Source organism: Ruegeria sp. BF10, from assembly GCF_056538725.1.
In genome coordinates, this window is record NZ_JBQFTR010000005.1 from 29,472 (window position 1) to 47,513 (window position 18,042).

The window sequence follows — 18,042 nt, forward strand, 5'->3', positions numbered from 1 at the left end:
GAAGAGGGACCGGAAACATGTTCAAGAAACTTGCAATCGGCGCCGCGTTTGCTCTGGCCCTTGCGCCCGCCTCGACCTTCGCGGCAGGTGGCGGTGAGCAGCATATCGAAGATTTCGCGTTCTCGTTCGAGGGGCCCTTCGGCACCTGGGACAAGCACCAGCTGCAACGCGGCCTTCAGATCTATACCGAGGTCTGCGCGGCCTGCCACGGCCTGAGATATGTGCCCCTGCGCGATCTCGAAGCGCTGGGCTATTCGGAAGAAGAAGTGATCGCTTATGCAGCGGGCAACTTCGAAGTGTTCGACCCCGAGCTGGACGATTTCCGCCCGGCCATCCCGACAGACCACTTCCCGGCCAACAACGGTGTCGGCGCACCGGACCTGAGCCTGATGGCCAAAGCGCGCGCGGGCTTCCACGGACCTTACGGTCTGGGCATCAATCAGCTGGTCAAAGGCATGGGTGGCGCGGAATACATCGCCTCTCTGCTGGACGGTTACACCGGTGAAGAGAAGGAAGAGGCAGGCACTGTCCTCTACGAGAACAAAGCCTTCCCCGGAGGCTGGATCTCGATGGCGCCGCCGCTGGCGGATGAACAGGTCGAGTTTGCTGACGGGCATTCGAATTCGGTCGAACACATGTCCGAGGACGTCGCGGCGTTCCTGATGTGGGCGGCCGAGCCGAAGATGATGGAGCGCAAGAACGCCGGCTTTGTTGGCGTGATCTTCCTGACCGTTCTGTCGGTGCTTCTCTATCTGGTCAACAAGCGCCTGTGGGCTCCGCATAAGGGCAAGAAATCCGCCTGATCCGTCAGGGTAGGATTAAGGAAATTCAAAAGGCCCCGTGCGTCGCGCGGGGCTTTTTCTTTGAAACCGCTCGACAACTTGTTCCTTGACGCGAACCCCGTGCAGCACGACGCTGGTTGCATTGTAGAAGTCATTTTGGAGTGAATTGTCATGAACGCTTTGTCGAATGCCGCGAAACTGCGCGAGGCCTTTGCCAGATGGAACGAATCCAAGGGTTCGGATCCGAGCATGTGGGACGACTACACGACCGAGGATCTCTGCATTCGGTCTCTTGGCGACGGGAAAAACGGGCTGGATTTCAGTTGCGCCCGCAACGGGCGTGATCAGATGCATCAATATCTGAAGGAATTGACGGATGCCTTCGAAATGGTCCACTGGACGTTGAAGGACACCATAGCCCAGGACGACCGGGTCGTCGGGGTGGGTGTCACGGCATGGACACACAAAGCCAGCGGCCAGACGGTCGAAACGCCGGTCGTTGTCATTTGCAGATTCCGCGGCGACCGGGTCTGCGAATATCAGGAATTCTACGACACGGCCGCCCTTGCTGACGTGGCCGGGCAATGAATGCCGTCGGCCGTCGACGCCATCACGCGATCAGCTGGGTTTGAGTGTGACCGGTGATTGCCGCCGTGACGATCTCACCCTCGGTCCGGGGGGCCGAAAAAGACACTTCGGTGAATTGCTCGGTCCGGCCCATATGGGGGTTTTCCATCAGGATGTGATGGGTCTTGCCGACTTGCTTCGAAAGGTGCTTTGAGACCTGAGCGTCGCCTGCCGCACGCAAGCGGGCAGCGCGATCCTTGATGACCGTTCCATTCACCTGTTGCGGTATGCGGGCTGCCGGGGTGCCTTCTCGTTTGGAATAGGGGAAGACATGCAGCCAGGTCAGGTCGCAGTCGGTGATTAGCTTCAGCGAGTTTTCGAAATGCGCTTCCGTCTCGGTCGGGAAGCCTGCGATGATATCCGCGCCGAAGGTCATGTCGGGGCGCAGCTTGCGTGCGTCCTCGGTAAAGCGGATGGCGTCGTCGCGCAGATGGCGGCGTTTCATGCGCTTCAGAATCAGATCGTCGCCATGCTGAAGCGACAGGTGCAGGTGCGGCATCAGGCGCGGTTCGGTCGCGATGGCCTGCATCAGATTCTCATCAACCTCGATCGAATCGATCGAACTGATCCGCAGGCGTGGCAAATCCGGCACCAGCTTGAGGATGCGCATCACCAGATCGCCCAGCTTGGGGCTTGCGGGCAGGTCGGCGCCCCAGGATGTCAGATCGACGCCGGTCAGAACGACCTCGTTATAGCCCTTGTCGACAAGCCGCTTGATCTGATCCACCACCACACCGGCCGGCACGCTGCGCGAGTTGCCGCGCCCATAGGGAATGATGCAGAAGGTACAGCGGTGGTCACAGCCGTTCTGAACCTGCACATAGGCGCGCGAGCGGGTGCCGAACCCGTCGATCAGGTGGCCTGCGGTTTCGGTGACCGACATGATGTCATCGACCTGCACGGCCTCGGTCTCGCCGATGAAATCGGCGGCCATGCCCTTCCATGTCTCGGGGCGCATTTTTTCGGTGTTGCCGATCACCGCATCGACCTCGGCCATTTCGGCAAAAGTCTGGGGTTCGGTCTGCGCCGCGCAGCCGGTGACGATCAGGCGCGCATCGGGGTTTTCGCGGCGCAGCTTGCGGATCTCCTGCCGGGCCTTGCGCACGGCCTCAGCCGTCACGGCGCATGTGTTCACCACCACAGCGTCCGTCAGACCGGCCTGTTGCGACAGCTCTTTCATCGCCTCGGTTTCATAGGCGTTCAGGCGGCAGCCCAATGTGGTGAACTTGGGCGGGTTCATCCCAGCGACCTCAGAAATTCAGGCGTCAGAGTGCCAGAGAAAACGTGACACGTCGGCCCGGTCATCCAGACACCATCGTCGCGCCAGTCAACCCAGAGCGTGCCGCCATCCAGATCGATCTGTACTTTGCGCCCGGTCAGCCCCCGTCGCGCGGCGGCTACGGCCGTTGCACAGGACGACGACCCGGAGGCCAGAGTGATGCCAACTCCGCGCTCCCATACGCGCATACGGATGTGATCCGGGCCAATGACCTGGGCCACCTGGACATTTGTGCGTTCGGGATAAAGCGGGTGGTATTCGTAACGCGCACCGAACTCTGCCAACGGGATCGCTTCGGCGTTCTCAACGAAGAACGTGCAATGCGGGTTGCCCATTCCCGTCGCCGTTGGGGTGCCTTCGATTGGCAATTCCAGCGTGTCCATCTCTTCTGCCAGAGGAATTTCGCGCCAGTCCAGCTGCGGGTGCCCCATGTTGACCGCAGTAAGCCCATCGCCAGCATCCTGCGCATGAAGGGTTCCGCGTTCGGTGGTGAGCGTCAGCGCAGAGCGACCCGTCTCATCCATAAGCAATCGCGCAATACAGCGGGTGGCGTTGCCGCAGGCAGCAGAGGTTGATCCATCGGAATTGTAGAACACCAGATGCGCGTCGGCTTCACCATTTTCGATAACGGCCAACTGATCGAATCCCACCCCAAATTGCCGATGCCCGATTCCTTTGGCCAGCGCCGGTGTGATCGGAGCATCCTGCGCGCGTGCGTCAACGATGACAAAGTCATTGCCCAGCCCGTGCATCTTGATGAAGGGCAATCCGGTGTCGAGTCTCTGTTGCATGGCGGGCATATATCGTTGGTCGGAACATGAATCCACCCTGTCGCGAAAATTCCTCAAAAAAGGGGTTGACCCTCCAGCGCCACCTGCCTAATTAGGCCGCCTATCGGGTTGCCAGAAACACGCGTTGTTACGGCGAAACGAGGCGCAAATTAAGGGCTTGAACCTGGTTGGGGAATTGCCGTAAAGAGCGCCACGGATCAACAGATCCAACAAAAGAGTGGGCCGTTAGCTCAGTTGGTAGAGCAACTGACTTTTAATCAGTGGGTCGCAGGTTCGAATCCTGCACGGCTCACCACTTTTTTCTAAGTTAGAATAATGTGTTATGCGCTGTAGAGATTGTGTTGCTACTTGCTCAGCAAGAACAGTCGCTTTGAATGGGGGACAAAAGCCGCTGATTTCTAACCCTAGTTCAAACCCGTAGCCAGCCTAGCTGATGTCAGGTTTTTTTAAGCATTCCTTCAAAGGAAGTGCGTCTGCATCATCTTTCGTCAAAAACGCTGACCAGCTTTCATCGGCGAGTGTTTATTGATTTGCGCGGGCGGGTTATGTGCAATGATGGCCTCGTTCCAGGCCTCGACACACAAGTCAACAAGCGTCATGTCGTTGGAACGACAGCTCGGAGCCTTATAAGACGCCTAGACCGCGATCGCCACGAGATTCAGGAGTCCGGTCTTGACTGGCACGAAGGCTATGTCCGCGCAAGCCCGCTTAGACAAGCCACAACACAAGGCAACATGCGATTGATCCGAGGGACAGGCTTCCAACAACCAATTGCAAGTGGAAGCGAGATGCCGGTTGGGCGCTGTGCGCTTCCAATCGGGAATACACGCGGCGGGCGTTCATCCACGCTCCCCAATAGATCAGCAGCGAGATCAACACAAAAAGAGTGGCTGCAGCCTTCGCCAGCCACTCGGGTTCGACGGCGGAAAATACGGCCTTGAGGCCAAGGGCAATGGCCACGCATGCCATTCCGGTTCTCATCCAGCCAGCAAACGTACGCTCATTTGCCAATATAGTGCGGTCTTCGGCCCAGTCGGTCCGCTCCTCGGCCAAGTTTTGGCTTTTCGTGTTTTTTTCAGACATTGCCGCCCTTTGGACTAGTCACTAGATCGGAATGTGCAGGCTTGCCGGTTTTTCGGCAAGCCTGCCCAAGACCTTAAACGCGCACAGTTGGGTCGCAAAACGACACACGCGCCCGGTCACTGCGTCAGCTTGATTTCGAGATCGCCCGCAGCATCCAAGCTGCCTGCTCATGAAATGCCGAACGTTCGGTCGCCAGATCTTCGGTCACGACGTCTTTGCGGCTTCCTGCAAGCTCGGTCAGGGCGTGCAGGCGGTGCGCCACCCGCTCGTGATCAGCAGCCAGATCTTCGATCATGTCGGCGGCGGACAGGTCCCCTTCGCGATCCTTGATGGCCGAGAAATCCAGGATGTCGGACATGCGCGAGGGCGCCAGATGTCCCAGCGCGCGGATGCGTTCCGCGATCTCATCAGCGGCGGCGAACATGTTTTCGTACTGTTCTTCGGTCAGCTTGTGGATCGAATAGAACAGCGGGCCTTCCACGTTCCAGTGATACGCATGTGTCTTGAAGGTCAGCCGGTAGGTGTCGGCCAGAACATCAGCCAGACCCTTGGCCAAGGGTGCGGTGTCGCGCACGCCAGTGGAAACGGGGTTTTCGTTCGGGACAACGTTCAATGCGTCGGTCATGACAACTCCTTTTTTCTACTGGGGAAGAAACGCCCAAAGCCTGGCGTTGTTCCACTTTCGACGAAAAAAATCAGGTGACAGTGGGCATCCCGCCATCAGCGGAATAGTCGACCGAAACCCGCAGCAGGGTTGGAACGGCGACGTCGGCCGCAGCCTGCAGCGCAGGAGCAAGTTTGCTGCGGCTTTCGATGTCGTGGTAGACCCAGCCAAAGGATCGGGCCAGCGACTCCCAATCGGGATTGCCGAAGGAAAACTCGCGCGCACCAGGCTGTTTTTCGTCGATCAGACTATAGCCGTTGTCTTCCCAGACCAGAACAGTAACGGGCACGCACAAACGGGCCGCCGTCTCCATCTCCTGAACGTTCATCAGGAAATCCCCATCACCGCAAACGGCGATCACCCGACCCTCGTCCAACAGACGGGCCGCCTCGATCGCTCCGGGCAGCGCAAGGCCCATACCGGCCAGGCCGTTCGGAATGATGATCTGACCCGCTCGGCGTGCTTGAACTTTGCTGGCGACCCAAAGTTTGTGCAGGCCCACGCCAGACAACAGAACGTCGCTTTCGCGAAGCGTTTCGGAAATCGCCTGACAAATGTCCGACGGCGCGACGCAGGCGGCATCGGAAGCTGTTGCTCCACCTTCCAGCGAGGCGTCAATCTTCCGCTGGAGACCTTTGAACCAGCTTTGTGCGGGACGTTCGGCCGAGGCCTTCGCCAGAACGTCGATGCAGTGCGGAAGGTCCCCGGTCAGAGCGGCCTTTACCGGCCAGTCCACATCAACAGTCGAGGCCACATCCGAGATCTCGAGAACCGGCTTCTTACCGCCCATAGAGATGTTCGAGGGTGGATATTCAACCGGGTCAAACCCGATGGCAATGATCAGGTCGCACAGGTCGAAGGCTTCAGACGCCAACTCCTTGCCCGGTTGACCGATCGAATGCAGCGAGAGCGGGTGCCCCGGAGGCAAAACGCCTTTGCCCATGAATGTCGTGACGACCGGGGCAGAAAGGCTGTCTGCAAGTGCCCGAACGTCGCTTGCGGTGCCAGATCGGATCACCCCGTGCCCTGCAAGAATCAAAGGCTTTTTCGCCTCGGCCAGCAGGCGCGCGGAACGGATGACCGCATCGGCCGCCGGTCGCACCTCGGCCGGGGGCGGCGCCACGAAAGGTTCGGCCAGAATCAGGACCTCGGCCAGATCCTCGGGCAGGGAAAGATGGACGGCTCCGGGTTTGTCGAGCTTGCTCAATCGCACGGCCTCGGCCACGACTTGGGGGATTTCATCCGCGACCATCAGCGTTCGGCTCGACTTGGTGACCGGCGCGAAGAGTGCTTCGATATCGATGATCTGATGGCTTTCGCGGCCCAGCCTGGACCGCGCACCCTGTCCCGTGAGGGCGATCAGCGGCACATGGTCAAGCGTGGCGTCAGCCACACCGGTGACAAGGTTGGTCGCACCAGGTCCAAGTGTCGAGAGGCATACCGCCGGGTTCCCCGTCAATCGACCGTGAACCGATGCCATGAACGCCGCCGATTGCTCGTGCCGGCACAGGACGAAGTCGATGCTCGACTGGTCGATTGCGGCGATCAGATCGGTTGTTTCCTCACCCGGAACACCGAATGCACAGGTCACGCCGTTGGCTTCCAGGCAGGCAACCAGCAATTCGGCGGCGGTTTGGGTATGTATGGCATCTTTCATGGGGCTTTGAACCTCGGGGTACTGTTTCAGGGATTGCGGATGCGCGGGGGCTTACCCACGGATCAGCCGCAAGATCAGCGAACCGATGAACAGGACCAGAAAGATCACGAAAAGGATCTGCGCGATACCGGCCGAGGCCGACGCGATGCCGCCAAACCCGAAGATGCCAGCAACGATAGCAAGTGCGAAAAAGATCAGCGCCCAAGACAACATGGGATTTCCTTTCATTTCTGTGATTGCTGATGGGTCAACGCTTGGAACCCCGGATTGGTTCCGGGTTATTTTGGTGGAACCATTGGCGACCGCCCGCGTTGGGTTGATGAAAGGAGATCTGACATGACACAGAAAACGGCGAAGAAGACCCCTCAGGACACTCCGCATGCAGAGATGGCGGCGCGGATCGACGAAGTGGCCAAGGAGGCCAAATCAGCGTTGGAAGATGGCGTAACCGCAACGCGTGACACGTTGAAGACGGCGCGCGACGAGGCGCAAAAGCAGCTGACACAGACATCCGAGAAGGGCGCCGCATTCGTGCGCGAGAACCCGGGTCTGGCTATGGTCGGAGCGTTGGGCGCGGGTGTCCTGCTGGGCCTCGCGTTGCGCAAAGCGGACCGCGGTTAGAACACGCGATACTTTGCGACCGATATGGGCATCGAGTACGTATTGCCGGCCATGCTCGGCTTGGGTTTGGCCGGTCTACTGATCTGGTTCTTCATCAGGAATCGTTGACAGCGCTATTCGTCACTGCCATGCCAACCAACCCGCCATCCCAAAGACCCAAAGCGCCTCAGCCGCGCTTTGGGTCTTCTTCTATTTCGGGTTTGATCTGGGCATAGGCCAGCATCGTGAAGACAGCGGTTCCTCCGATGATGTTGCCGGCCAGAACGGGCAGGAAAAAGCTGAAAACGGCTGCGTCTGGTGGCAACTGCCCCTGAAGCATCAGAACCGCCATTTCCACCGATCCGGCAACGACGTGGGTAAAGTCACCGGCCGCAATCATCCAGGTGAAGATTACGATGACCAGCACCTCGTTGTTCTGTGCCGAAGGCAGCATCCAAACGATCGCCGCAATCAGGATCCCCGCCGGTATCCCGCGCAGAAAGCCAACCCAGGCGCCCATGCCGGTGGCGTGGTGGCTCAGGTCGTTGATGACCGCGACGAGTTGGGGCGACAACACCGGCGTATAGATCAGGAAGGCAGATATCGCAAACGCCCCCAGCACATTGGCACCCAGAACGATTGCCCACAGCCTCGCGGTTTTGGTGAAGCACGCGACGGACGGATTTATCATGGCTGGAACGACGGTCGTAATCGTGTTCTCGGTGAATAGCTGCATCCGCCCCAGGATGACTAAGACAAAGCCGAGGGAATAACCCAGGTTCTCGATCAGAAAGCGCCCGCTGGTTTCGGGCAGATGTGCCCGCAAGATCGCTTCGCCCAGCACCGAAAAGCTGATCAGCACTCCAGCGGCAATCCCGGACCAGAACAACGCTTTGGTCGGGCGGTCCAGTTCCTCCTCACCGTTTTGGCGGATGGTCTCGAATATCAGGCGCGGAGACAGCCCGGACGCTTCTTCGACCGCTTCGCGCTCACTCTCTTTCTCGACAAGATCGTCTCGCAGCGCGTTGTGTGTATCGGACATTTTGACCCCTTGTATCGACCTTCAAACCCAACGTTCTGCCGGTCGTTTTGGTTCCATCAGGCGCAAAAATCCTCAAGCCTCGTGCGAGAACTGGGATCACGCCCAGATCTTTGTCGGGAACTTTTAGCCACCTATCGCGTTGTGTCCTTGTAGGAACAACGACACGTAATTCGAAAGGAACTTCGGTATGGTGGAAGTATATGGCATTGGCGGTCTGATCGTCCTGGTTTTGTCGATCTGGGCCATTATTTCGATCATCGGCTCGTCTGCGACGACCGGTGCGAAAATTCTGTGGGTCCTTTTCGTTCTGTTGCTTCCGGTCATCGGATTCATCTGCTGGCTGATCTTTGGCCCGAAGGCCGCGCGCAGCGCGATCTGATCAGCGCGGAAATTGTCGGTACAAAAAAGCGCGGCATCGGCCGCGCTTTTTTGAGTCAACTGTATAGATGGTAAAATGGGCCTTGTGCCAGTTCACCCAGGATCAGCGCCGATCTTCAAGCCGTTCCCACTGAAATCAATGGCTGCGATCTTGCGTGCAAGATCTGCGGCAGAAAAAGGCCGTATCAGTGCCGCACATTCAAATTGCGCTTGCACCTCGGGGGACGGGTCCAACAGCAACAGTGTACTGCCGCGCTCGGCCAACAGCCGCGCGACGGCGTCAAATGACGTCTCACTTCTGCGATAGCTCAGAACGCTCAAGGCCGGGGCGAATTTGGGATCCTGCCAGAAATGCCCGCCCGCGTGCAGCTCGCGGATATGGACAATGCGATCGGTTGGAACTGCGGGGATGGCGTCACTGATGTCCGCTGCTTCGATAAAGTTTTCCGTAACAATCAAAACATCTGCTACGCTGCGGGAAGAGGCTTCCATAAATACCATCCTGAAATCTGTTCGATGCCACCCTAGGGCAGTCCCACAGCGCCGCAATAAACTATGACACAGCAACGAAAAAATTCTCTGATCGCATGTAGGGACTGTCCGCTGAGGCAGATGGACGTCTTCCTGCCGTTCTCGGAAGACGACCTGCGATTCATGCAGGGTTTCAAAACCGGTGAGATGCAGGCCGAACCCGGAACACAACTGTTCATCGAGGGCGCGAAATCCGCGCATCTGTTCACGGTTCTGAGCGGGATGGGCGTTCGTTACAAAACGCTCGAAAACGGTCGCAGGCAGGTCATCGGCTTTGTTCTTCCTGGCGATCTGGTCGGGCTGCAGGCTGGCGTCATGGGCGAGATGCGGCATTCGGTCGAAGCGACAACCGCGATGCGGCTGTGTGTGTTCAATCGCTCGCGGTTATTCGAGTTATATCAGAATCAGCCTGATCGGGCCTTTGACCTGACATTCCTGGCCGCCGTCGAAGAGCATTTCCTGGGCGATGCCCTGACAACCGTTGGCCAGCGCGGTGCGATCGAGAAGATCGCGTGGAGCCTGCACCGTTTCTACATACGGTCGCAGGCTGTCGGATTGGCCAAAGGCTTGCGGTGTCCGCTGCCTTACCGGCAGCAGGATCTTGCGGATGCGTTGGGCTTGTCGCTGGTTCACACGAACAAGACCCTGCGCCGACTGAAGGATCTCGGCCTGGCCGAGTGGGTCAACAATGTGCTGCTGATTAAAGACCTTGAGGGTCTGGCCGAGCTTGGCTTGGTCGAAATCACCGAAGCCGTTTCGCGCCCGCTGATCTAATCGCGGCGGATGGACAGGAATTGAAGAACCGCCGACCGAAAAATCGGCCGGCGGCTTGATCACGAGTTTTGCGACTGAGGAGCCGGTTTACGACCCTTCGTAGGCCGGCATATCCTTCAGCATCTCTTTGTCCGCGTGAACAAATGCATGGGTGGTGTCACCATCGACTTCACGCATCAGCGACACGCGCGAGAAATCGATCAGAACATCCTTTTCCCCCAGGCCGAGGAACCCGCCGACGCCGATCACGGCCCCTTCGACCGATCCGTCCATGTCGACGACGACCTCTTCAATCTCACCGATCCACTCTTGCGAAACGTCATAGACGCGCATGCCGGTCAGATCTTCGGCCGGGATGGTGCCTTGGGCAACGGGGACATAACCTTCGATGTCGATGGTGGTGGGATCGACCGCATCAGCCATCTGTCCGGCTTTTTCGCTGATGTACTGACCGGTTGCTTCGGCTGCCTGGTCGACGTCTTCCGCCGTGTTCTGCGCAGCGTTCTTGATGTCCTGCGCGGTATTCGACAGCGCATCACCGGCTGCCTCGGCTGCCTCTTCCAGGTTCTTGCCGACTTCTTCGACATTCGAGCTTTCTGCGTAGGCCGATGCCGACATCACCAGAACGATCGAAGTTGTGGTCAGAAAACGTTTCATAGCTCACTCCTTTGGTCTGTTCTGACCGCATTTCCCGCGGTCTTGTTGAACAAACGAATGACGGCCCGACTTGTTCCCAAAAAATTTCAGAAATATTTGTTTTGAAATAATAAAACCGCGCAACTGCGCGGTTTTACAAGCCGTGTCCAGACCTTCAGACCGGGTGCAGCGGGTCGGAAGACCTGGATAGAACCATGTAGTGTTCGTCGTCGGGAATATTGCGTAACTCAGCGAACGGAACACTTAGGATATCGGGTCGCCCGTCGATCAGAAGAAACCGCAGTGCCTTGGTGTCAGGGTCGAACTCAATCTCCTTGAATCTGCCCAACTCACCAGTCGCGTCAAACACTGGGTTGCCCTGCAACTTCGTAAACCATCGGAAGTTGCTACCGGGTGGCGTGGGTTGCGGGCGTTGGCGGAGAGCGTCATTCAGGACCGCCCCCAACACAACCGGAGCAATCGCGTTGCCGAACGGCCCTACGACCAGGGGCGGCAGGCCTTCAATGTCCACTGCAAGGGGATCTTCGCCTCCTTCGCGTTGTCGAAGATGATTCACTTGGTGTTGGGATAACGCGCACACTACCTCGCTTGCACCAAGTTCGAGCGTATCGGCGGTCAAAGCCACCGGGTCATTCCCTCCGGCCACGCTCAAATTGACCAAGACGTACTCCAACTCGGTCTGCCCAGCGCGAATGGCGATATCGGAAATGCGACCAATTGCGTGGTCGGTTCCAGCTGGGACAACGGGCGTGTTGATGAGGGAAGACAGTTTCATGGCGCTCGTGATTACCTGTTGGGGCCGATCTTGGGAGTCTGTGGGGCGCCATTGACTTGATGCCGCCCCGCGCGATGTGCGCATCCACCTTCGGGCTACATGTCCTTGATCAGGCGATCCACGATTTCCCGAACGTCTTCTTTCGAATCTCCGTATTTTTTTTGGATGATGCCTTCCAGTTGCTCGCGATCGCCGCGGGCTTGCTCGATCTCATCATCGGTCAAATCGCCGAAACGCTCGATCAGCTTGCCTTTGAATTCGGTCCAGCGTCCAAGAATTTGGTCCCAGTTCATCGTAAATTCCTTTCGATTGCTTCGTCGCTGTCAGTGAAACGCATCAAACTCGAACTGGTTCCGGGCACCGGCGATATTTCTGCGTTGGCCCGAAAAATGAGGGTTCGGGCAGATACCGAACTGTGTCCTCAGTGGCGTTCGAACTGGTCTTGGGAACAATCTCGCCTTCCATGCGTTGGAGGACCGAGACCTCAACACAGGAGATCGAACCATGCCACGTCGAACCGAGACCACGGAGAAAGCAAAAGCCCATGCCCAGGATCTGGCCGGCAAGGTCAAGGACACCGTGACCGCTGAAGCCTCGGCCCGGGCCGAATCACTGAAGGACAGCGCAGCGCAGGAGGTTGAGAGCGCCGCTCATGCAGCCGACGCAGCTGCCGATGCATTTCCCGACCAATCGGTGCAGCATCAGGTCTTGTCGAGGATTGCGGACAACATGGAAGCTGTGGCTGGGCAAGTCCGCTCTGCCGACTTGGCCAGTATGAGCCGAAAGGTGTCTGATTTCGCCCGCGAAAACCCGCTGTTGTTCGTCGGATCGGCTGCCCTGGCCGGGTTTGCCGCGGCCCGTTTCCTGAGCGCGCGCAATACGGGCGCGGCCCAATCCGCATCTTTTGGTGCAGATCCTTGGGATATTGATCCGTCGCTGCCGCATGGGACCTCGGTCGATACCTCGGGCCACACCAGCGCGTTGGCGCGAATGAATGGTGGCCGCGATGCATAACCCCAACGATCTGCGATCTGCACCGGGGCTTTTGGCAAACGCGCTCAAACATCTGTCGGGTTTGCTTCAGGCTGAGGTAAAGCTTGCCAAGGAGGAGTTGTCCCGAAACCTGACGCGAGCGGGCTTAGGGCTGGCCTGCCTTGGCATTGCTCTGATCCTTTTGATGATCGCACTGAACCTCATGGCGACATCCCTGGTCGCATATATCGCCGCCAATGGTTTTTCGGTGGGTATGGCCTCGTTGCTCGTTGGCGCGGGCTTGGCACTGGTTGCTGGGTGCCTGGCGCTTTTTGGCCGGTCCCGCCTGTCCGCTACCGCGCTGGTCCCCGAGCAAGCCATGAAAAACCTGCAGCGCGACATCGAAGCGATGAAGGAGTCGACCCATGTCTGACCTGACACCTCTTGAAACGCAGATCGCATACGAACGCAGCGCTCTTGCACGCTCGCTGAATGCTCTGTCGGATACGCTGGCACCGCAGCGCCTGGCAGACGAGGCGAAATCGACGCTCGAAACCTATGGCGGGCAGATCGGTGCGCAACTCTGGTCCGCGGCTCGAAAAAACCCGGCCGCCTTTGCTCTGTTCGGTGCAGGAGCAGCCCTTTTGGTTGCGGGTCCCGGGTCTGGCTCAAAAAGCACCCAATCCCCGCGCCAGGCCGTACCCCCGCAGCAGGCCTTCGACGGGTTTGACCGGCGTGTCGCCAACGCTGACAGCCGTATGAAACAGGAGATGACCGGAATGACTGAACACAGCCAATCTGCCAGCGTGCTGTCCGCCGCCTTGGATCGTGGTCTGGACAAGCTCTCACCCCAGGCCCGTGCCCGTGTGATCGAAGCGCGCAAGGCCGCAATCGGTGCGCAGCAAGCGGTCGAGAAGCGTGCGCGGAAGGCGGCGAAGGCCTCGCAGACCTTCGTCCATGATCAGCCGCTGGCAGCCGGCGCATTGGCGCTGGGCGTAGGTATTCTGGCTGGCGCTCTGCTGCCCAACACTCGCAAGGAGGACAAGCTGCTGGGCCATCGGCGCGATCAGCTGATGCGTCACGCCCAAAAGGTTTTCAACGAAGAACTGGACAAGCTGCATGCCGCGGCCAATGCACGGCTGGATGACGCGGCTGATCGGGCCTCTGACGCTTTGCGCAGTCAGTGAAGCGCGCCCATGCCAACTGTCTTCAGCTCTCCATCGGCCTTGCGTGCAATGCTGGCGATCCTGACCGGGATCGCCATCATCACCGCTTTGTACCTGGCCCGGTCCATCGTCGCTCCGATCACCTTTGCGTTGGTTTTGGGGGTCGTGGTCGCCCCGCTTGCCGACAAGCTTGAGAAGGTCGGTTGCCCACGTGTGATATCCGCCTCGGCACTGTTGTTCGTGACCAGCACCGTCATTGTCGCGGCGTTCCTTCTGCTCGAACCATTGCTGTCCACGCTGGTCGAACAGTTGCCTGCCATCAAACGCGAGTTGCGCTCTTGGGTCGCCGCGATGTCCGAATTCATTCGGGGTATCGAAACGCTTGGACGCGAGATCGAGGAAACCGTCGGCGCCGATGGGGCAGCGGAAACGGAATCCGCCCTTCCGTCGGTGATGGATGCCTTGTGGCTGGCGCCCAATTTCGGATCAAAGATCCTGATTTTCATCGGCACGCTGTTCTTTTTCGTTTTGACCCGGCCCGAGCTCTATGCCGCAGCCGGTCCCCTGAAAGAGCGGCTGTATCTGGCTGACCGCGCGGTCTATCGCTATTTCGCTGCCGTGACGTTGGTCAATATCGGCCTCGGGACGGTAACGGCTGTGGCCTTGGGGCTGATCGGCATCAATGACGCCGTGGTCTGGGGGGTGGCCGCCGGCCTTCTGAATTTTGTGCCGTATCTCGGCCCGCTGATGATCCTGACCGGCCTTCTGATCGCCGGTTTAACCCAGTTCGGTGGAGCCGCGGCCCTGTTGCCCCCCCTGGTTTTCCTGGCGATCAATCTTTCTGAAGCACAATTCGTAACACCCGCCTTCGTCGGCCAACGTCTGCAGGTGAACCCGTTGGTCGTGTTCATCGCCATCATCTTTGGGCTTTGGCTGTGGGGGCCGGTCGGCGCAATCGTCGCACTCCCGATCCTGCTGTGGTTCGGCGTGTTGATGAACCCCAAGGTCATGAGCCCGGTCGCGCCCACCTAAACGATGTTTTCAGTGACCCCCGGAAGCGGTTGCCGCATGTCGCGCGCAACGTCGGCGTCATGCGGGACCAGGAAGCCGCTGCGCGCTTCGGGGCGCCGCACGCCGTTGGCCTGTACCTCTCGCCCCCACCACGCGAACATGGCATCGGGCTCGATCGGTTTGCTCAGATCATCCGAGAACCACCAATGGTCCACCAGGGCCTGCCGCAGAACCGCGACCCGCTGCCGGTCGGTGACCCGAAGGGCGACTTCTGTGTCCCACCGCAAAGACCGTCCGTTCAGGTTGGCGGACCCGACCAAAGCATGATGGTCATCCACCACCAGAACTTTGTTGTGAACGTGAATGATCGGAGACCCGCTCAGAACTTCAGCGCTGGCATCGGCCCCACTGGCCGAAATCGGTTGGACCGGGGTCGACACCGAAACCCGGTCTTGGAACCCCTGCTGAATGATCTCCAGGCATTTGGCCTGCAGGTCCAACCCGTATTGCGCGTCCAATCCGTCATGGCCGCCAAAGGCCACTTCCTCGGGCAAGGCTGGTAAAACAAGTACCAGTTTCAGATCCTGCTTGGAATGGCCCGCCTCAGCCAAGGCCTCGGCCAGCCGGGTTGATCTGAAATACTGGGTCTCGATGTGCAGAAGTTGCCGCGCGGCTTGAAAGGCGGCTATGTGCTCATCCTCGATCTCATGCGCGATGGTCTTTGGCGACAGCCGCCAGAATGCAAACCGGCGCGGGCTGGACAGGGTGCGGCGCAGGTGGGTTGCCTGTGGGGCCGTTTGTCCGGTTGCGATTTCATGTTCGAACCGGTCGATATGGCGCGCGGCCTCGGCGGCCTCGGGTCCGCGGACCAGCAATTGAACGTCTGACCAGGTGTTTTTGGCCAGACGATCGTGATCCGGTGTGTCAAAGCGCCTTTCGTTCAAGTCCAATCCGCCGAGGTAGCAGATCTCATTGTCGATCACGGCGACTTTCTGATGGTGCGACACGGTGTGAAGCCGGGGTAACGTGTCCGACCCCAGCCGTACTGCCTGCCGTTCGCGTCGTTCGCGGGACAGCTCCTGAATCCGCTGCGCCTTTTTCCGAAGAACCGCCGGCAACAGCGCGGCCCACGGCAATGCGCCAGCCTGTGCCGGGTGCATGGACACGCGAACGGTCAAGCGCGAGGCGATCTCTGGACCCAGGATTTCCGCCAGCGCAACCGCCTGCCGTTTCGTGCGCCAGCTCAGCTCGTGCAACTCGGTCGCGAAGATCGGATCGAAATCGCTGATGACCAATTGAAACGAGACACCCTTGCGGATGACATGCTCGATCAGGTCAAACCAGGTATCGCCGATCTGGCGCGCCTCGTCGCTGCGCAGCCGTGTCATGAAATCGAATATCCGAAAACTTGCCTTGATCTGGTGCCGGGCCTCAAGAACCGCGTTTTCCAAGGCGGGCCAGGCTTGCGCGGCCGTAATCAGGACCTCAAAGTCATTCTGCTGCGGCACGGGCATCACCGCCTCTCTCATCCGCAATGGTCTGAGGTTCGCTATCGCCTTCTACTTCGGAGATTTCGAAGGTCACCTCATACACATAATGCGATGACGTCTCGGTTATGGTTTCGGAACCGTCCAATTGGCGGAGGAAGGCCTGCATCAGCCGTTGACCGATCCCGCCGCTGTGGAACAGATCCGCACCGTCGTCCGACTGCCCGCGCGTGTTGGAGATTTTCAGGTGCAGGGTGCTCTCGTCGGGTCGGGTCAATTCCACCGAAATTGTCGGCGGTCCGTCCTGCGGAACGCCTACGTATTTGACCGCGTTCGTCAGTGCCTCGGCCACCAGCATCGACAGCGTGACGGCCTGGTCCTGCCCCAGTTCGACAGGCGCGATCCGGCAGTCAACCTCGACCACCTGACCCAGAATTGGCGGTCGATGCGCCAGTTCGGCGACCAAATGCCCGATCAGAGCCTCGGTGTTGATCGTCGTCATCTGCGAGTTCTGGTTCAGGGTCTGGTGCACCATGGCCAAGCCGCGAACCCGACGCTGCAACTGTTCCAGCAAGCGCCGGGCCTCGGGGGTTTCGGCCTTGCGCAAATGCATGTTCATGATCGAAGCGATCAGTTGCAGGTTGTTTTTGACGCGATGGTGCACCTCGCGCAACAGCAGCGTTTTCTCGACAAGGTCCCGGTCGTGTTGCGCCTCCGCCTCACGGATCAACAAGACCATGCGGTTGAATGCAGTCTGGATCTGCTGAAACTCCTGCGGGGCGCCTGCGAGGCTTTCAATTGGGTCGCGCTCGCCCAACGCGAAACGACGCAAGGCTGAACGCAAGCTGTCGAGATGCCGGATCACCAATCGATGCAGGCCCCACAAGGCAACTCCCAGACCGGTCACCCACATCAGGATCGGAAAAGCAATGGTCAGGGCAGTGCTGCCTGCACCGACAGAGGCCAGCGCCGCCTCGCGTGGCCAACTGCCAATCACGGCGACTTCGCCCGGAATGATGCTGGCAACTGCAAAAACCCGATCCTCTCCGTCGGCCGTTTTAGCCGAAAATGTTTTGCCGGAACTGGACAGAACCAACAGGTTTTCTTTCGCGGGCGGTAGGAATGGTTTGACCTCATCCAATCCTACATTTGATGACAGCACTTCTCCGGTCGCGTCGAAAATGGCAACGACTACGTCACTTCCAGTATTGCCAACACCCAAGGGAGTCCGCGCCAGCGCATGAGGTATCGAGATGGAAACGAACCCCACAAGCTCGGTCCTGTTCAGGACCGGTTGGGTCACGATGATCACCGATTGCCCGGTCGCCGCGCCGGCACGATTGACAGAAAACGTAAGCTGCGGATTTTCCGAGATCTGCCCGAAACCGGGCGCGTCCGACAAATCGATGTCCTTCTCGACGGTTGAGCAAGCCATGACCCCGTTTGGCTGGATAAATCCGGCAAATACAAACTCGGGCTGGCGTTCGACGAACCGGCGCATAAGGCCCGAGCAAGCGGCTTTGTCCATACCTCCAGTCGAAAGCGCGGCGGTAAGTCCCGAACTTGCACCAACAGCTTTTTGCAGTAGCTCCCGCTCCCGACTGGCAGCTTCGATGGTGCGCGCCAGAACCGAGGCCCGCGATCTTTCGTCGGCCTCGGTAATCACGGCGCGTGTCTGCAATACCGCAATCAGCCCCGAAGGCAGAAGCGCCAAGGTGACCAGCGCGGCAAGATAAACGGTCAGGCTGCGCGGCTTCGCATCCATG

General features: G+C 59.0%; 22 protein-coding genes and 1 tRNA gene. 10 read left to right on the plus strand and 13 right to left on the minus strand.

The genetic code is table 11. The features are described 5' to 3' along the window. Positions 1-17 precede the first annotated feature (17 nt). Together ACR0DJ_RS16955 and ACR0DJ_RS16960 are read left to right on the plus strand one after the other, a co-directional pair. Positions 18-803, plus strand: coding sequence for a cytochrome c1 (locus tag ACR0DJ_RS16955; protein ID WP_480685759.1), 786 nt, complete (start codon positions 18-20; stop codon positions 801-803). Positions 804-953: 150 nt separating this feature from the next. Continuing rightward, a complete protein-coding gene (locus ACR0DJ_RS16960) occupies positions 954-1,370 on the plus strand; it encodes a nuclear transport factor 2 family protein (RefSeq protein WP_170347479.1) in 417 nt (138 codons plus the stop codon). Between the two features lie 22 nt (positions 1,371-1,392). Here the strand turns inward: ACR0DJ_RS16960 and mtaB are convergent, their stop codons facing one another. Together mtaB and dapF are read right to left on the minus strand one after the other, a co-directional pair. After that, the gene (gene mtaB, locus ACR0DJ_RS16965) at positions 1,393-2,649 is read right to left on the minus strand and encodes a tRNA (N(6)-L-threonylcarbamoyladenosine(37)-C(2))-methylthiotransferase MtaB (RefSeq protein WP_425079894.1); all 1,257 of its coding nucleotides are present in this window, start codon (positions 2,647-2,649) and stop codon (positions 1,393-1,395) included. Beyond that, positions 2,646-3,488 carry a diaminopimelate epimerase gene (gene dapF / locus ACR0DJ_RS16970; RefSeq protein WP_425079895.1) on the minus strand — a complete coding sequence of 281 codons (843 nt, stop codon included), beginning with the start codon at positions 3,486-3,488 and terminating at the stop codon, positions 2,646-2,648. The genes mtaB and dapF overlap by 4 nt, the downstream gene beginning before the upstream one ends. 210 nt (positions 3,489-3,698) lie before the next feature. On the opposite strand from dapF, the gene ACR0DJ_RS16975 reads away from it, so the two are divergent. Beyond that, positions 3,699-3,774: transfer RNA gene (locus tag ACR0DJ_RS16975), tRNA-Lys, on the plus strand. Positions 3,775-4,187: 413 nt separating this feature from the next. On the opposite strand, the gene ACR0DJ_RS16980 is transcribed toward ACR0DJ_RS16975, so the two are convergent. The 4 genes from ACR0DJ_RS16980 to ACR0DJ_RS16995 form a co-directional block, all read right to left on the minus strand. Then, on the minus strand, positions 4,188-4,562 hold the full coding sequence (locus tag ACR0DJ_RS16980) for a YidH family protein (RefSeq protein WP_171116923.1): 375 nt from the start codon (positions 4,560-4,562) through the stop codon (positions 4,188-4,190). A 124-nt stretch (positions 4,563-4,686) separates the two neighbouring features. Further along, the gene (locus ACR0DJ_RS16985; RefSeq protein ID WP_170360286.1) at positions 4,687-5,187 is read right to left on the minus strand and encodes a Dps family protein; all 501 of its coding nucleotides are present in this window, start codon (positions 5,185-5,187) and stop codon (positions 4,687-4,689) included. Between the two features lie 70 nt (positions 5,188-5,257). Then, entirely contained in the window at positions 5,258-6,883 is a 1,626-nt protein-coding gene (locus ACR0DJ_RS16990; protein ID WP_480685761.1) for an acetolactate synthase large subunit, read from the minus strand. 51 nt (positions 6,884-6,934) lie between these two features. Next, positions 6,935-7,096, minus strand: coding sequence for a DUF1328 domain-containing protein (locus ACR0DJ_RS16995; RefSeq protein WP_093961673.1), 162 nt, complete (start codon positions 7,094-7,096; stop codon positions 6,935-6,937). A 123-nt stretch (positions 7,097-7,219) separates the two neighbouring features. On the opposite strand from ACR0DJ_RS16995, the gene ACR0DJ_RS17000 reads away from it, so the two are divergent. Continuing rightward, the gene (locus tag ACR0DJ_RS17000) at positions 7,220-7,504 is read left to right on the plus strand and encodes a hypothetical protein (protein WP_425079904.1); all 285 of its coding nucleotides are present in this window, start codon (positions 7,220-7,222) and stop codon (positions 7,502-7,504) included. Positions 7,505-7,670: 166 nt separating this feature from the next. Here the strand turns inward: ACR0DJ_RS17000 and ACR0DJ_RS17005 are convergent, their stop codons facing one another. Beyond that, complete coding sequence (locus ACR0DJ_RS17005; RefSeq protein ID WP_480685763.1) at positions 7,671-8,525, minus strand: formate/nitrite transporter family protein; 855 nt, start codon at positions 8,523-8,525, stop codon at positions 7,671-7,673. 187 nt (positions 8,526-8,712) lie between these two features. On the opposite strand from ACR0DJ_RS17005, the gene ACR0DJ_RS17010 reads away from it, so the two are divergent. Beyond that, positions 8,713-8,904: a PLD nuclease N-terminal domain-containing protein gene (locus ACR0DJ_RS17010; RefSeq protein ID WP_093961670.1), complete on the plus strand. Its 192-nt coding sequence runs from the start codon at positions 8,713-8,715 to the stop codon at positions 8,902-8,904. Between the two features lie 92 nt (positions 8,905-8,996). Here the strand turns inward: ACR0DJ_RS17010 and ACR0DJ_RS17015 are convergent, their stop codons facing one another. Then, the gene (locus tag ACR0DJ_RS17015; protein WP_480685764.1) at positions 8,997-9,395 is read right to left on the minus strand and encodes a hypothetical protein; all 399 of its coding nucleotides are present in this window, start codon (positions 9,393-9,395) and stop codon (positions 8,997-8,999) included. 63 nt (positions 9,396-9,458) lie between these two features. Between ACR0DJ_RS17015 and ACR0DJ_RS17020 the strand changes: the two genes are divergently transcribed. Continuing rightward, positions 9,459-10,208: a Crp/Fnr family transcriptional regulator gene (locus ACR0DJ_RS17020; protein ID WP_480685765.1), complete on the plus strand. Its 750-nt coding sequence runs from the start codon at positions 9,459-9,461 to the stop codon at positions 10,206-10,208. 87 nt (positions 10,209-10,295) lie between these two features. Here ACR0DJ_RS17020 and ACR0DJ_RS17025 read toward each other — a convergent pair whose 3' ends face one another. The 3 genes from ACR0DJ_RS17025 to ACR0DJ_RS17035 all read right to left on the minus strand — a co-directional run bounded on the left by ACR0DJ_RS17025 (position 10,296) and on the right by ACR0DJ_RS17035 (position 11,933). After that, entirely contained in the window at positions 10,296-10,865 is a 570-nt protein-coding gene (locus ACR0DJ_RS17025; RefSeq protein ID WP_425079907.1) for a PRC-barrel domain-containing protein, read from the minus strand. 154 nt (positions 10,866-11,019) lie between these two features. Beyond that, a complete protein-coding gene (locus ACR0DJ_RS17030; RefSeq protein WP_480685766.1) occupies positions 11,020-11,640 on the minus strand; it encodes a PRC-barrel domain-containing protein in 621 nt (206 codons plus the stop codon). A gap of 95 nt (positions 11,641-11,735) precedes the next feature. After that, positions 11,736-11,933 carry a CsbD family protein gene (locus ACR0DJ_RS17035; RefSeq protein ID WP_171116905.1) on the minus strand — a complete coding sequence of 66 codons (198 nt, stop codon included), beginning with the start codon at positions 11,931-11,933 and terminating at the stop codon, positions 11,736-11,738. Positions 11,934-12,144: 211 nt separating this feature from the next. Between ACR0DJ_RS17035 and ACR0DJ_RS17040 the strand changes: the two genes are divergently transcribed. The 4 genes from ACR0DJ_RS17040 to ACR0DJ_RS17055 are packed head-to-tail and all read left to right on the plus strand — an operon-like array spanning position 12,145 to position 14,810. Continuing rightward, a complete protein-coding gene (locus ACR0DJ_RS17040) occupies positions 12,145-12,654 on the plus strand; it encodes a hypothetical protein (RefSeq protein ID WP_480685768.1) in 510 nt (169 codons plus the stop codon). Then, complete coding sequence (locus ACR0DJ_RS17045; protein WP_171172682.1) at positions 12,647-13,045, plus strand: phage holin family protein; 399 nt, start codon at positions 12,647-12,649, stop codon at positions 13,043-13,045. The genes ACR0DJ_RS17040 and ACR0DJ_RS17045 overlap by 8 nt, the downstream gene beginning before the upstream one ends. Further along, complete coding sequence (locus ACR0DJ_RS17050) at positions 13,038-13,799, plus strand: hypothetical protein (RefSeq protein ID WP_425079910.1); 762 nt, start codon at positions 13,038-13,040, stop codon at positions 13,797-13,799. Before ACR0DJ_RS17045 ends, ACR0DJ_RS17050 begins: the two co-directional genes overlap by 8 nt. A 9-nt stretch (positions 13,800-13,808) precedes the next feature. Continuing rightward, on the plus strand, positions 13,809-14,810 hold the full coding sequence (locus tag ACR0DJ_RS17055; RefSeq protein WP_480685770.1) for an AI-2E family transporter: 1,002 nt from the start codon (positions 13,809-13,811) through the stop codon (positions 14,808-14,810). On the opposite strand, the gene ACR0DJ_RS17060 is transcribed toward ACR0DJ_RS17055, so the two are convergent. Together ACR0DJ_RS17060 and ACR0DJ_RS17065 are read right to left on the minus strand one after the other, a co-directional pair. Then, the gene (locus ACR0DJ_RS17060; RefSeq protein ID WP_480685771.1) at positions 14,807-16,303 is read right to left on the minus strand and encodes a phospholipase D family protein; all 1,497 of its coding nucleotides are present in this window, start codon (positions 16,301-16,303) and stop codon (positions 14,807-14,809) included. The genes ACR0DJ_RS17055 and ACR0DJ_RS17060 overlap by 4 nt on opposite strands. Further along, positions 16,281-18,041, minus strand: coding sequence for a sensor histidine kinase (locus ACR0DJ_RS17065; RefSeq protein WP_480685773.1), 1,761 nt, complete (start codon positions 18,039-18,041; stop codon positions 16,281-16,283). The genes ACR0DJ_RS17060 and ACR0DJ_RS17065 overlap by 23 nt, the downstream gene beginning before the upstream one ends. Position 18,042: the final 1 nt, after the last annotated feature.